Annotated in this window: 12 protein-coding genes; 1 reads left to right on the forward strand and 11 read right to left on the reverse strand. The window is 67.5% G+C overall.

The window, feature by feature from the left end:
• Positions 1 to 175: 175 nt before the first annotated feature.
• The 9 genes from GH681_RS15880 to purU all read right to left on the reverse strand — a co-directional run bounded on the left by GH681_RS15880 (position 176) and on the right by purU (position 10,565).
• Positions 176 to 1,537 carry an FMN-binding glutamate synthase family protein gene (locus tag GH681_RS15880; RefSeq protein WP_153162477.1) on the reverse strand — a complete coding sequence of 454 codons (1,362 nt, stop codon included), beginning with the start codon at positions 1,535 to 1,537 and terminating at the stop codon, positions 176 to 178.
• Positions 1,538 to 1,604: 67 nt separating this feature from the next.
• Positions 1,605 to 2,294 (reverse strand): protein glxC, encoded by a 690-nt coding sequence (locus tag GH681_RS15885; protein ID WP_153162478.1) that lies wholly within the window; start codon positions 2,292 to 2,294, stop codon positions 1,605 to 1,607.
• Positions 2,282 to 3,190: a class II glutamine amidotransferase gene (locus GH681_RS15890; RefSeq protein ID WP_153162479.1), complete on the reverse strand. Its 909-nt coding sequence runs from the start codon at positions 3,188 to 3,190 to the stop codon at positions 2,282 to 2,284. Before GH681_RS15890 ends, GH681_RS15885 begins: the two co-directional genes overlap by 13 nt.
• Positions 3,191 to 3,214: 24 nt before the next feature.
• Positions 3,215 to 4,543, reverse strand: coding sequence for a type III glutamate--ammonia ligase (gene glnT / locus GH681_RS15895; protein ID WP_153162480.1), 1,329 nt, complete (start codon positions 4,541 to 4,543; stop codon positions 3,215 to 3,217).
• Positions 4,544 to 4,578: 35 nt separating this feature from the next.
• A complete protein-coding gene (locus GH681_RS15900; protein ID WP_153162481.1) occupies positions 4,579 to 5,184 on the reverse strand; it encodes a hypothetical protein in 606 nt (201 codons plus the stop codon).
• Positions 5,181 to 8,078, reverse strand: a complete 2,898-nt coding sequence (locus GH681_RS15905) for a 2Fe-2S iron-sulfur cluster-binding protein (protein ID WP_153162482.1) — start codon at positions 8,076 to 8,078, stop codon at positions 5,181 to 5,183. Before GH681_RS15905 ends, GH681_RS15900 begins: the two co-directional genes overlap by 4 nt.
• Positions 8,078 to 8,335: a sarcosine oxidase subunit delta gene (locus GH681_RS15910; protein WP_153162483.1), complete on the reverse strand. Its 258-nt coding sequence runs from the start codon at positions 8,333 to 8,335 to the stop codon at positions 8,078 to 8,080. The genes GH681_RS15905 and GH681_RS15910 overlap by 1 nt, the downstream gene beginning before the upstream one ends.
• 14 nt (positions 8,336 to 8,349) lie before the next feature.
• Positions 8,350 to 9,591, reverse strand: coding sequence for an FAD-dependent oxidoreductase (locus GH681_RS15915; RefSeq protein WP_153162484.1), 1,242 nt, complete (start codon positions 9,589 to 9,591; stop codon positions 8,350 to 8,352).
• A gap of 113 nt (positions 9,592 to 9,704) precedes the next feature.
• Positions 9,705 to 10,565 carry a formyltetrahydrofolate deformylase gene (purU, locus tag GH681_RS15920; protein ID WP_153162485.1) on the reverse strand — a complete coding sequence of 287 codons (861 nt, stop codon included), beginning with the start codon at positions 10,563 to 10,565 and terminating at the stop codon, positions 9,705 to 9,707.
• Between the two features lie 142 nt (positions 10,566 to 10,707).
• Here purU and GH681_RS15925 point away from each other — a divergent pair, with 142 nt between their 5' ends.
• The gene (locus GH681_RS15925; protein WP_153162486.1) at positions 10,708 to 11,310 is read left to right on the forward strand and encodes an XRE family transcriptional regulator; all 603 of its coding nucleotides are present in this window, start codon (positions 10,708 to 10,710) and stop codon (positions 11,308 to 11,310) included.
• A 69-nt stretch (positions 11,311 to 11,379) separates the two neighbouring features.
• On the opposite strand, the gene GH681_RS15930 is transcribed toward GH681_RS15925, so the two are convergent.
• A complete protein-coding gene (locus tag GH681_RS15930; protein ID WP_153162487.1) occupies positions 11,380 to 12,786 on the reverse strand; it encodes an ammonium transporter in 1,407 nt (468 codons plus the stop codon).
• A 12-nt stretch (positions 12,787 to 12,798) separates the two neighbouring features.
• The gene (locus tag GH681_RS15935; protein ID WP_153162488.1) at positions 12,799 to 13,137 is read right to left on the reverse strand and encodes a P-II family nitrogen regulator; all 339 of its coding nucleotides are present in this window, start codon (positions 13,135 to 13,137) and stop codon (positions 12,799 to 12,801) included.
• Between the last annotated feature and the right edge of the window lie 148 nt (positions 13,138 to 13,285).

Consider the following 13,285-nt stretch of genomic DNA (forward strand, 5'->3'; position numbering starts at 1 on the left):
CAGATCAAGGCCGATACGCGTAATCTTCATGGCGGACTCCTTCTTTCTGATTGACCGGGGGTGACACTTCCCAGTCTGGCTCATCGAAGCCGTTTCAGGAGGGAGGAGTCCATCTCATTGACCTACAGTTCTGGCTTCCGGGCGACGTGGGGACGGCTCGCCGTCCCCTTCCAGATCAGAAACCCCGGCCCGGCACCCAGTTGGTGCCCGCCAGCGGGACGCCGGCCATGGCGGCGGCTTCGATGGTGAGGGCGACCAGATCTTCCGGTTCCAGGTGATGCACGTTCTGCTTGCCGCAAGCCCGGGCAATGGTGGTGAGCTCCATGTTGAGGGTCTTGAGGTAGTTCTTCAGGTGCTTGGCGCCCACCGCCGGGCTCAGGCGCTGCTCGAGGATCGCGTCCTGGGTGGTGATGCCCACCGGGCACTTGCCGGTATGGCAGTGGTGGCAGAAGCCCGGCGCGGTGCCGAGGGCGTTGTAGTCGGCGAGGGCGTCGTGGTGGGCGCCGTGCTGGAAGTAGGTCTCGCCGTTGCAGCCCAGCGCCACCAGCACGCCCTGGCCGATGGCCACGGCGTCGGCGCCCATGGCCAGCGCCTTGGCGACGTCGGCGCCGGTGCGGATGCCGCCGGAGACGATCAGCTGCACCTTGCCCTTCATGTCCAGGTCTTCGAGGGCATCGACGGCCTGGCGCACGGCGGCGAGGGTCGGGATGCCCACGTGCTCGATGAAGCAGGTCTGGGTGGCCGCGGTGCCGCCCTGCATGCCGTCCACCACCACCACGTCGGCGCCGGAATGCACGGCCAGCTTCACGTCGTTGAAGGTGCGGGTGGCGCCAACCTTCACGTAGATGGGCTTCTCCCAGTCGGTGATCTCGCGCAGTTCCTGGATCTTGATGGCGAGGTCGTCCGGGCCGGTCCAGTCCGGGTGGCGGCAGGCGGAGCGCTGATCCACGCCTTCCGGCAGGGTGCGCATCTTGGCGACGCGCGGGTTCACCTTCTGACCCAGCAGCATGCCGCCGCCGCCCGGCTTGGCGCCCTGGCCGATGACCACCTCGATGGCGTCGGCCTTGCGCACGTCGTCGGGGTTGAAGCCGTAACGGGACGGCAGGCACTGGTAGATCAGCGTCTTGGAGGAGCGGCGCTCTTCCTGGGTCATGCCGCCGTCGCCGGTGGTGGTGGAGGTGCCCATCTCGGTGGCGGCGAGGCCCAGCGCCTCCTTCACGTTGGCGGAGAGCGCGCCGAAGCTCATGCCGGCGATGGTGATGGGGATGTCGAGCTCGATGGGCTTCTTGGCGAAGCGGGTGCCGAGCACGGTCTTGGTGAGGCACTTCTCGCGGTAGCCTTCGAGCGGGTAGCGCGACATCGAGGCGCCCAGGAAGACGAGGTCGTCGAAGTTGGGCAGCTTGCGCTTGGCGCCCATGCCGCGGATTTCATACAGGCCGTGGGCCGCGGCGTTGCGGATGTAGTCGAGGGTCTTGCGGTCGTAGCCGTAGGATTCCTCGCGGGAGATGTTCTTGAAATGCAGGGGTTTGGTTTCCATGATCGTGTCCTCGATGTTCCGGGTGGCGCGCGGGGGGCGGCGCAATATTCCTGCTCGGTATTCCTGCTCAGTACTCCTGATTCGCGTCGGCGTTCCAGTGGTACAGGGAACGCTTGGAGGCGATTCGCCGGAAGGCCTTGGGGTCGTGGTCGAGGCCGGCCTGATCGAGCAGGCTGGCCACGGCGGCGATGTCGGCGTCGCTCATCTCCTCGTACTGGGCGTCGGCGCCGAGGGATTTCACCTTGCCCTTCACGTAGAGCACCGCCTCGTAAAGCGAATCGCCGAGGGCGTCGCCGGCGTCGCCGCAGATCACCATGCGGCCGGCCTGGGCCATGAAGGCCGAGAAGCTGCCCACCGAGCCGCCGACGACGATGTCGCCGCCCTTGAGCGAGATGCCGCAGCGCAGGCCGGCGTCACCGTCGATCACCAGGAGGCCGCCGTGGGCCGAGGCGCCGGCGCCGTTGCTGGCGAAGCCCTTCACGTGCACCTTGCCGCTCATCATGTTCTCGGCCACGCCGGTGCCGGCGCTGCCGGTGATGGTGACGGTGGCCGACTTGTTCATCCCGCCGGCGTAGTAGCCGGCATGGCCGACCACTTCCACCTGCACGGGGCAGTCGAGGCCAACGGCGATGTTGTGGGCGCCGTCGGGGTTGAGCACGGTGACGTGGCGGGGCTTGCCATCCTTGGCGTCGTTGTGCAGGAAGGTGTTGAGCTCGCGCAGCGGGGTGGTGGCGAGGTCAAAGGTCAGGCGTTCCATACGTACATCTCCTCGGGCGCGGGTTCGAAAACGGTGGCGTGCTTGATGCCGGGCAGGTGGGCGAGCGAGCGGAACTCGGAGGCGATGGCCACGTAGTCGTCGGTCTCGGCCACCACCGCCGGCTTGCAGGCGAAGGGGTCGCGGATCAGGGCCAGCTTGTCGGGCGTGCCCATCAGGAAGGTGAAGAAGCCGTCGAGCTCCTCGAAACCCTTCTGCAGCGCGGTTTCCAGGTCGTCGCCTTCGCGCAGGCGCCACTCCAGAAAGCGGCAGGCGGCTTCGGTGTCGTTGTCGGTCTCGAAGCGGATGCCGCGCGGCTCCAGCATCCGGCGGATGCCGTTGGGGTTCGACAGCGAGCCGTTATGCACCAGGCAGAAGTCCTCGCCGGCGGTGAAGGGGTGGGCGCGGTCCGGCGTCACCGCCGATTCGGTGGCCATCCGGGTGTGGCCGACCAGGTGCGAACCGGTGAGGCCCGAGAAGCCGTAGCGGGCGGCCACCTCGGCCGGCGTGCCGATGTCCTTGTAGAGGTCGATGCTGCGGCCGGTGGAGAGGATGTGCAGCTTGGGGTGATGCTCGGCGATCCAGCGCTTGACGATGGTCGGGGCCACGTCGAAGCTGAGGATGGCGTGGTTGCCCTTGATGCTGACGTCCACCGGCACGCCCAGGTGCTCCTTCAGGCTGTGGGCGAGGCCCAGCCAGTTGAAGTCGGCGCCGTCCTCGGTGAGGCCGGAATACACGCTGATCTTGCGCTGGCTCTCGGCCAGCGGGTTGCCGAACACCGCCAGGCCGGCCGAATCAGGGCCGCGCTCGGTCATGCCGATCAGCATCGGCACCATCAGTTCGCCGAGCTGCTCGCGCAGGGCCGGTGTCTTCACCAGCAATCCAACGATTCCACACATGGTTTGTTCTCCTTCGTCCTGTTATCAGAAAAATTCCAGGTAGTTCTTGATTTCCCAGTCCGACACGTGGCGCATGTACTCCACCCACTCCATGTGCTTGAGGCGCAGGAATTCGGGGGCGACCGGGCCGAGGGCCTTGCACAGCACGGTGTCGTTCTCGAGCGCCAGCAGGGCCTCGTGGAGGTTCTGGGGCAGGATGCCGATGCCGGCGGCCTTGAGCTCTTCGGGGCTCAGCGCGTAGAGGTTCTGGTTGTGGGGTTCGCCCGGATCGAGGTCGCGCTCGATGCCGTCGAGGCCGGCGGCGATCACCGCGGCGGTGGCGAGGTAGGGGTTGCAGGCGCCGTCCGGCAGGCGCAGTTCGAGCCGGCCGTGGGGGATGCGCACCATCGACGAGCGGTTGTTGTCGCCGTAGCTGATGTAGGCCGGGGCCCAGGTGGCGCCGGTGAGGGAGCGGCCGACCACCAGGCGCTTGTAGCTGTTGACCGTGGGCGCGCAGATCGCCGCCAGCGCCGGGGCGTGGGCGAGGATGCCGGCCAGGAACTGGTAGGCCAGCTTGGAGAGGCCCAGTCCGCGCTTGTCGTGCTTGTCGGCAAACAGGTTGGTCTTGCCATCGCCCAGCGACATGTGGATGTGCATGCCGTTGCCCGGGCGGTTGGCGAAGGGCTTGGGCATGAACGAGCAGATCATGCCCAGGTCGTTGGCGATCTCCGAGGCGGCCATCTTGAACAGCAGGTAGTGGTCGGCGGAGGTGAGGCAGTCGGCGTAGGTGTAGTTGATCTCGAACTGGCCGTTGGCGTCCTCGTGGTCGATCTGATAGACGTCCACATCCACCTTGCGCAGGCTGTCGGTGAGGGTTTCGAGGAACTGGCGGTTGCGCGACAGGCCCTTGTAGTCGTAACAGGGCTTGGGCAGCGTGTCGGTGGGGTCGGTGGGGATGATCTGGCCGGCCTCGTCCTTCTTGAGGAGCGAGAACTCCGGCTCCAGCCCGGTGAAGAAGGTGTAGCCGCGGGCCTCGAGGCGCTTGATCTGATCCTTCAGCACCACGCGGGTGTCGAGCGGCCAGGGCTCGCCCTTCACATGCCCGTCGCAGGCGATGCGGGCGTAGCCGGGCTGCCAGGGCACCAGGGTGAGCGTCGAGAGGTCGCCGATGGCCATGTAGTCCGGGCCGTTGGGCTCGATGCCGAGGCCCCACACCGCGAAGCCCGCAAAGCCGGCGCCAGTGGTGAGGATGCTCTCGAAGTGCGCGGCCGGTACGGCCTTGGTCTTGGCCGCGCCGTGGATGTCGACAAACTGGGCAAGGACATACTTGACGTCGTTGTCCGCGAGAAACTGCTTGGCTTCTGTGGGCGTCATTGCCGCTCTCCTGAAGTTGGGGTTTGGGGGTTTTTTCAGTCGATGCTGCGGGCAACCACCGCGCCGCCGCCGAGATCGCCGGCGATGTCGAGCAGGGTTTCCCACAGGTAATGTCCGTAGGTGCCGTCGCACCAGATGCGCAGGGTCGGGCGGCCGGCGCAGAGCTCGGGGATCGCCGTCACCCCGACACCGACCATCGAGGTCAGCACCACCGGGCGGGCGGTCAGGTCGAGGGCGCGGAAATTCACGCTGCAGCTCTGGCGCAGCAGCTCGTCGAGCCGGCTGCCGGACAGCACGAAAGCGGCGTCCTGGCGCAGCACCGGATACACGCCCGGGCCCCGCGGTGCGGCGGCAAGGGGGGCGATCAGCGCGACCGGGCCTTCAATCAGAAACTCGGTGAAGCCGAGCCGGGCGATGCGCCCGCCGTCGTCCAGCGGCAGCCAGCTGTTGGGCGCCGGCGGAATCGGCAGGCCGCGGGCCACAAGCCATTCGGCGGCGCCGGGGCCCTTGCAGCCGTGGCGGGCCAGGTCGGAGCGGTCGGCAATGCCCAGGGTGGCCGCGGCGGCGGCCTGCTGCTCGGGCGGGAGGAGCGTGGCGGCGACGAGGTCGGCCACCGGGCTCAGGGCGAGGTGCGCGCTCATGCGGCCTCCTTCTGCTTGAGGTTTTCGGGGTCGTAGAACGGGGCGGCGGCGACGGTGGCCTGCACCAGCGAGCCACCGGTGAGGCGGATGTCGAGCCGGGTGCCGGTTTCGGCGAGCTCGGGCTTCACGAAGGCGAGGCCGATGTGGCAGCCGACCGCCAGGCTGAAGGCGATGCTGGTGACGCGCCCGGCGATCTCGCCGCCGGCGATGACCAGGTTGCATTCCAGCGGCACGGGGCCGACGTGATCCGCCGGGAAGCGGATGCCCACCAGCTTCTGGCGGCGCGGCAGGCGGCCGACCGCGGCGAGGCTGCGCTGGCCGACGAAGAAGGGCTTGTTCATCTTGAGCGCCCAGTCGAGGCCCACCTCCAGCGGGGTGGTGAGGCCGTCGGTGTCCTGGCCGATGATGATGTGGCCCTTCTCCAGCCGCAGCAGGCGCTGGGCTTCAACGCCGAAGGGGCGGATGCCGTGGGCGCTGCCGGCGGCCATCAGGGCGTCCCACAGGGCGCCGCCGCTGTTGGCGGGCACGTGGATCTCGTAGCCCCACTCGCCCACGAAGCCGACGCGCATCAGCCGGGCGGGGATGCCAGCCACCTCGGCCTCGCGCACCGCCAGGTAGGGGAAGGCGGCGGCGGAGAGATCCAGCCCGGTGAGCTTGGCCAGCACCAGCCGGGATTTCGGCCCGGCGAGATTCACCGCGGCAAAGGCGCCGGTGTGATTGACGATGCCGCAGTCGAGGCGCCACATGGTGTTGAGGCGCGACAGCTCGCGGTAGATCGTCGCGGCGCCGGAGGTGGTGGTGGTGAAGTAGAAGTGATCCTCCGCCAACCGGGCCACCACGCCGTCGTCGATCACCACGCCGGCCTCGTCGCACATCACCGCGTAGCGGGTCATGCCCACCTTGAGGTTGGCGTAGCTGGCGGTATAGACGCGCTCGAGGAACTCGGCGGCCTGGGGGCCGATCACCTCCAGCTTGCCGAGGGTGCCCACGTCGATGATGCCGACGCCCCCGCGCACCGCCGCCGCTTCGCCGCGGATGCAGTCGAGACGGCTCTCGCCGGCGCGCTGGTAGAACTCCGGCCGCTGCCACACGCCGGCGGGCATCCACCTGGCGCTGAGGGCTTCGTGGCGGCTGTGCAGCGGGGTGCGCCGCTCGGGGCTGAAGCCGCGCCCGGCCAGGATGGACATGGGCACCGGGTGGAAGAACGGCCGGGCAGTGGTGGTGCCGACCTGCTGGGGCGCCTTGCCGGTGAGCCGGGCCAGGATGCGCAGCCCGTTCATGTTGGAGTGCTTGCCCTGGCTGGGGCCCATGCCGTTGGTGGAGAAGCGCTTGAGCAGTTCGATGTTGTCGAAGCCCTCCTGCACGGCGTTGCAGAAATCCTTGTATTGCAGGTCTTCGTCGAAATCGACGAAGTTCTTGCCAGCCGGGTGATCGACGATCGGCCACGGATGGCTGGGGCACTCGGCTTCCGGTGGCAGCGCGTCGCCGGTGGCGCTGCCGAAGCCGGCCGCAGCGGCGGCGTGGCTGCCGGCACGGGCGCCGTCGGCGAGCTTGCGCTCAAGGCCGAACACGCCATTCACGCGGCCGCAGGCGAACACGCCGTCGGGCAGCACGTCGGGCACGAACTGCTCGACCGCGGTATCAAAGCGCATCCGGGTGCCGGCCTGGTAGAGCAGGTTGGCGGCGGGTGCCCAGCCGGTGCTCATCAGGATGCCGTCGCAGGCGATCTCGCGCTCAGCGCCCACCGGCTTGCCATCGGCGCCGAGGCTGGCGATGCGGGCGCCGGCGCACAGCCCGGCGGCGTCGGCGACGCCTTCGACGATGCAGCTGCCGGTGAGCACCTCGACGCCGGCCTGGGCGAGCAGGCGGGCCAGGGGCTCGGCGCTGCCGACCGTCGGGCGCAGATCCACCACCGCGGCCACCGCCACGTCGTTGGCGAGCAGGTCGAGGGCTGCGCGGTAGCCGTCGGCGTTGGCGGCGAGCACCACGGCGCGCTGCATCGGCTTGACGCCGTAGCGGTAGATCAGGCGCTGGGCGGCGCTGGCCAGCATCACGCCGGGCAGGTCGTTGTTGTGGAAGACGGCGGGCTGCTCGAAGGCGCCGCTGGCGACCACCACGCTGCCGGCGCGCATCTTGACCATGCGATCGGCGCTGACCAGCGGAATCCAGTGGTCCTTGTAGTAGCCGGCGGCGTAGGTGGCGGTGACGACCCGGATGCGCGGCTCGGCGGCCACGCAGGCGAGGAGCTCGGCGTGGGTGCGGCGGCGGGTGGCGTCGTTGCCGAGCTGGTAGCCGGCGGCGCCACCGATGCGGGCGTTCTCGTCCACCACCACCACGTCGGCGCCCTGGGCGGCCGCAGCCAGCGCGGCGGAGAGGCCGGCGGCGCCGCCACCGATCACCAGCACGTCGCAGAAGTCGTAGGCCTTGGGCGTGCGCTTGCGCGGGGCGCTGACATCGACGCGGCCGAGGCCGGTCATCACCCGGAACATGCGCTCCCACATGGGGAACAGGCGCTTGTTGTGGAAGGCCTTGTAATAGAAGCCCACCGGCAGGAAGCGCGACAGCTTGCCGAGGATGCGGCCCTTGTCGTTCTCCAGCGAGCCGAAGGTGTTCACCGCGGTGAGATCCATCCCGGCGACCAGCGGCGTCACGTCGGCGCGCAGGTTGGGCATGTCGCCCCACTGGTGGATGGCGTTGGTGTCGTGGTTGGCGAGGGACAGCACGCCGCGGGGCCGGTGGTACTTGAAGCTGCGGCCCAGCACGCGGACATCGGCACCCCACAGGGCGGTGGTGACGGTGTCGCCCTCGTAGCCCTTGTAGGTGCGGCCCTCGAAGCGGAATTCGACGGAACGGGAGCGGTCGATCCATTCGCCGCTAACGGCAGGCAGTCGCATCAGGCTTCTCCCTCGTAAAAGTAGGTGCGCACGACGACATCCTTTTCGGTGTCGCGCTCGGCGATGAACCAGGTGTTGCTGGGGGTGTGGCACCACCACTCGCGCTTCACGCCAGGGGCGCCGTTGCGGTTGAAGACGTAGTCGGCCCAGGTGGCGTCGTCGCAGGCGGCGGGGTCGGGCATCGGCCGGACTTCGCCCCAGCAGAAGAACTCGGAGACGGGGCGCGGACCGTTCAGGGGACAGGTCAGGATCTTCATGGTCGGAACCTCGCTTAGTGGCCCACGCTCGCCGCGCCCTTTTCGCCGGTGAGGGCGTAGTTGCGGAAGCGGTCGAGGGAGAAGCCGGTGATGAGCGGATGGTTGGTGTCGGTGGCCACCGTGTGGGCCATGGTCTTGCCGCACACCGGCGTGGCCTTGAAGCCCCAGGTGCCCCAGCCGGAATCCAGGTAGAAGCCTTCCACCGGGGTCTTGCCCATCACCGGGGCAAAGTCCGGCGTCATGTCGGCCATGCCGGCCCACTGGCGCATCACCTTCACGTTGGAGAGGAAGGGGAACATCTCGAGCATGTGGGTGGTGAGGCCCTCCACGAAGTCGAGGGTGGAGCGGGTGCCGTGGAGCTCGTAGGGGTCGAGGGAGGCGCCCATCACCAGCTCGCCGCGGGCCGACTGGCTGATGTACACATGCAGGCTGCCGGAGACGAGGATCGGGTCGAGCCAGGGCTTGACCGGCTCGCTGACCATCGCCTGCAGCGGGTGGATGTAGATCGGCGACTTGATGTCCACCATCTTGAGGATGCGCGGGGTGGAGCCGGCCACCGCACACAGCACCTTGTTGGTGGCGATGTAGCCGCGGGAGGTCTGAACGCCCTTGACCTTGCCGCCTTCCACGTCGATGCCGAGCACCTCGGTCTGCTGGTGGATCTCGACGCCGCGCTGGTCGGCACCGCGGCCGTAGCCCCAGGCCACCGCGTCGTGGCGGGCCACGGAGCCCGGCGCGTGGTACAGGGCGCCGAGGATGGGCGCGTGGCCGCTGCAGGTGATGTCGATCATCGGGGCGGCTTCCTTCACCACCTCCGGGCCGACCACTTCCGAGGCCACGCCGTAGTGCTTGTTCACCTCGGCGCGCCAGCGCATGGTGCGCAGGGCCGAATCGGTGTGGGCCAGGGTGAAGTGGCCGCGGTTGGCGTAGAACAGGTTGAGGTCGAAGTCTTCCGACAGGTCCTGCCACAGGCGCACCGACTCGTCGTAGAACTGCACGCCCTCGGGGGTGAGGTAGTTGGAGCGGATGATCGTCGTGTTGCGGCCGGTGTTGCCGCCGCCGATGTAGCCCTTCTCGAGCACGCACACGTTGGTGATGCCGTGCTCGCGGGCCAGGTAGTAGGCCGCCGCCAGGCCGTGCCCGCCACCGCCGATGATCACCACGTCGTAGCTCGGCTTGAGCTCGGCGTGGGGGGTGAACATCCGCGGCTCGGGATGTTTCTTGTTGAGCGCAAAGCGCAGGAGACGCCAGGGCATGGTGGATTCCTCAGTCTCGGTTCAGGGGTGCCGGGTTGTGCTGCGCTAACCCGGCCTGCCTCTTGGTTACGTAGGTCGGGTTAGCCCGCAGGGCGTAACCCGACGGAAGCGGCTCAGCGGAACACCACCGTCTTGTTGCCATGGACCAGCACCCGGTCCTCCAGGTGGTAGCGCAGGCCGCGGGCCAGCACGGCCTTCTCGATGTCCTTGCCGTAGCGCACCAGATCGTCCGGGGCGTCGGAGTGATCCACGCGGATCACGTCCTGCTCGATGATCGGGCCCTGATCGAGCTCGCTGGTCACGTAGTGGCAGGTGGCGCCGATCAGCTTCACGCCGCGGGTGTAGGCCTGGTGGTAAGGCTTGGCGCCCACGAAGCTGGGCAGAAAGCTGTGGTGGATGTTGATGATCCGGCCCGGGTAGTTGGCGCACAGCTCCGGCGACAGGATCTGCATGTATCGCGCCAGCACCATCACGTCGCCCTCGGCCTCGTTGAAGAGCTGCTCGACCTTGGCGTAGGCGGCGGGCTTGTTGTCGGGCGTCACCGGCACATGGTGGAAGGGGATGCCGTGCCATTCCACGAAGCCCCGGAAGGTCTCGTGGTTGGAAATCACGCAGGGGATGTCGATGTCCAGGTCGCCCGACTGCCAGCGGGCGAAGAGGTCGTACAGGCAGTGCTCCTGCTTCGAGACCAGGATCACCACGCGCTTCTTGCGGGCGCTGTCGCTGATCGACCAGTCCATGTCGAACTCGGCGGCGATGGGGGCGAACTTCTCCTGAAACTCACCCAGGCCGAACGGCAGCGTGTCGGCCAGGATTTCCTGACGCATGAAGAAACGGCCGGCTTCGGCATCGGCGTGGTGGTTGGCCTCGGTGATCCAGCCCTTGTTGTGGGCCAGGAATCCGCTCACCGCGGCGACGATGCCGACCCGATCCGGGCACGAGAGGGAGAGGGTGTAACGACGATTCGACGACATGTTCGCTGCTCCGCTGGAAAGTTCATACAACGAATTATTTTTGAACATGGTGCATCTTCGATAACTGCGTGTCAACTATTTTTCTCAGCAGGAAACATATGGCGTGTGCAATAATCGCCCCAGCCTGTTGAGGGGAAATTCCATGACCGAAAACCAAGACACGACCAGCCTCGAGCGCTACCTGGGCAACACCATCCGGGATCTGCGCCAGAAGCACGGGCTGACCATCGCCGACGTGGCCAACCTGGCCGGCATCAGCCGCGGCATGCTGTCCAAGATCGAGAACGCCCAGACCGCCACCAGCCTCGACACCCTGTCACGGCTCGCCAACGCCCTCGGGGTGTCCATCTCCACCCTGTTCCGCGGCTACGACGTGCGCGACGGCAGCGCCCAGCTGGTGAAGGACGGCGAAGGGATGGAGGTCGTCCGCCGGGGCACCAAGAGAGGCCACACCTACCACCTGCTGGCCTACGACCAGGGGCCCACCAAGGTCTTCGAGCCCTTCCTGATCAGTATCGACCACGCCTCCGAGACCTTCCCGATCTTCGAGCACCCGGGCACCGAGTTCATCTACATGCTCGAAGGCGAGATCGAGTACCGCCACGGCCAGAACACCTACGTGCTCAAACCCGGCGACGCCCTCACCTTCCGGGGCGACGTGCCCCACGGGCCCGAGAAGCTCAACCAGGTGCCGATCAAGTTCCTGTCGATCCTGATGTACCCCTCGTCGGGCGGCGACGACTGACCGCCATCCGGTACGCTGACAAATCGGGACGCCCACGGGCGTCCCGATGTCGTTCCGGGCGCCCTCCGCTCAGAGGTGGTAGGCCGATTCGCCGTGGGCCGCGTGATCCAGGCCCTCGCGCTCCTCGTCCTCGCTCACCCGCAGGCCGATGGTCATGTCGATCAGCTTGAAGCCCAGGTACGACACCACGCCCGACCACACCACCGCGGTGCCCACACCCCAGGCCTGGGCGATCAGCTGCGCGCTCATGTCGTAGGGCGCAACCGCGTTGGCCACGTAGTCATAGACGCCGGTGCCGCCCAGCTCCGGCGCGGCGAACACGCCGGTGAGCAGCGCACCGAGGATGCCGCCCACGCCATGCACGCCGAACACGTCGAGGGTGTCATCCACGCCCAGCATGCGCTTGAGGCCATTGACGCCCCAGTAGCACACCACGCCACCCAGGAGCCCCATCACGATGGCGCCCATCGGGCCGACCAGGCCGCAGGCCGGGGTGATCACCACCAGGCCGGCGATGGCACCGGACACCGCGCCGAGCATCGACGGCTTGCCCTTCAGCACGGCCTCGATCACCGTCCAGGCGACGGTTGCCGCACAGGTGGCAACCAGCGTGTTGAAGAAGGCGAGGCCCGCGGTGGCGCCGGCTTCCAGCGACGAACCCACGTTGAAGCCGAACCAGCCCACGAACAGCAACGACGCGCCGACCATGGTCATGGTGAGGCTGTGGGGCGCCATCGACTCGCGGCGGTAGCCCAGACGCGGGCCGATCATGAAGGCGCCGATCAGCGCGGCCACGCCGGCGTTGATATGCACCACCGTGCCGCCCGCGAAGTCGAGCGCGCCCTTGCCGAACAGGAAACCCGCCACTTCGCCCGCCTTCTCCGCCGCTTCGGCCGAGGTGTAGGCATCCGGGCCGGCCCAGTACCACACCATGTGGGCCATCGGGATGTAGGAGAAGGTGAACCAGATCACCATGAAGATCAGCACCGCCGAGAACTTGATGCGCTCGGCGAAGCCGCCGATGATCAGCGCCGGGGTGATCGCCGCGAAGGTCAGCTCGAAGGCCGCGAAGATGTACTCCGGCAGCACCACGCCCTTGCTGAAGGTGGCCACCACCGATTCCGGCGTCACGCCCTTCATGAACAGCTTGTCGAAACCGCCGATGAAGGCGTTACCGTCGGTGAAGGCCAGGCTGTAGCCATACACCGCCCACAACACCCCGAGCAGACAGAACACCACCAGCGTCTGCATGAGCACCGACAGCATGTTCTTGGCGCGCACCATGCCGCCGTAGAACAGCCCGAGACCCGGCGCGGCCATCATCACCACCATCATCGTGGCGGTGATCAGCCAGGCCGTGTCGCCCTTGTTGGGCACCGGCGCCGCAGCGGCGGCAGGGGCCGCGTCCTCGGCAAAGCCGGGCACGGCAAACAGCATCCCCAGCAAGGGGGACGCACTGATGAGCAAGCGTTTCATCGTTATCACTCCTTACAGGGCTTCGTTGCCGGACTCGCCGGTACGGATGCGGACGGCTCTTTCCAGATCGAAGACGAAGATCTTTCCGTCGCCGATCTTGCCGGTGGATGCGGACTTCTCGATGGCGCCGATGGCGTCCTCGACGCGCTCGTCGGCCACCGCCATCTCCAGCTTCACCTTGGGCAGGAAATCCACCACGTACTCGGCGCCCCGGTAGAGCTCGGTGTGGCCCTTCTGGCGGCCGAAGCCCTTCACCTCGGTGACGGTGAGGCCGTGCACGCCCACCACGTTGAGGGCCTCGCGGACCTCGTCGAGCTTGAAGGGCTTGATGATTGCGCTAATCAGCTTCACGGGAGCGTCCTCCACGAAGCGGCGCCGCGGCGCACCGTACGACCGTTCTCTGCTGGCATTGCATGGCTGTACCTCCATTGCATGAAGTGAATAAATTTTTCACTACATGAAGCACGAGGCGTGCCACGGCGCCAAAGCCCGATTTAGC

This window comes from Zoogloea sp. 1C4, assembly GCF_009469605.1.
GTDB classification, from domain to species: Bacteria; Pseudomonadota; Gammaproteobacteria; order Burkholderiales; family Rhodocyclaceae; genus Zoogloea; species Zoogloea oryzae.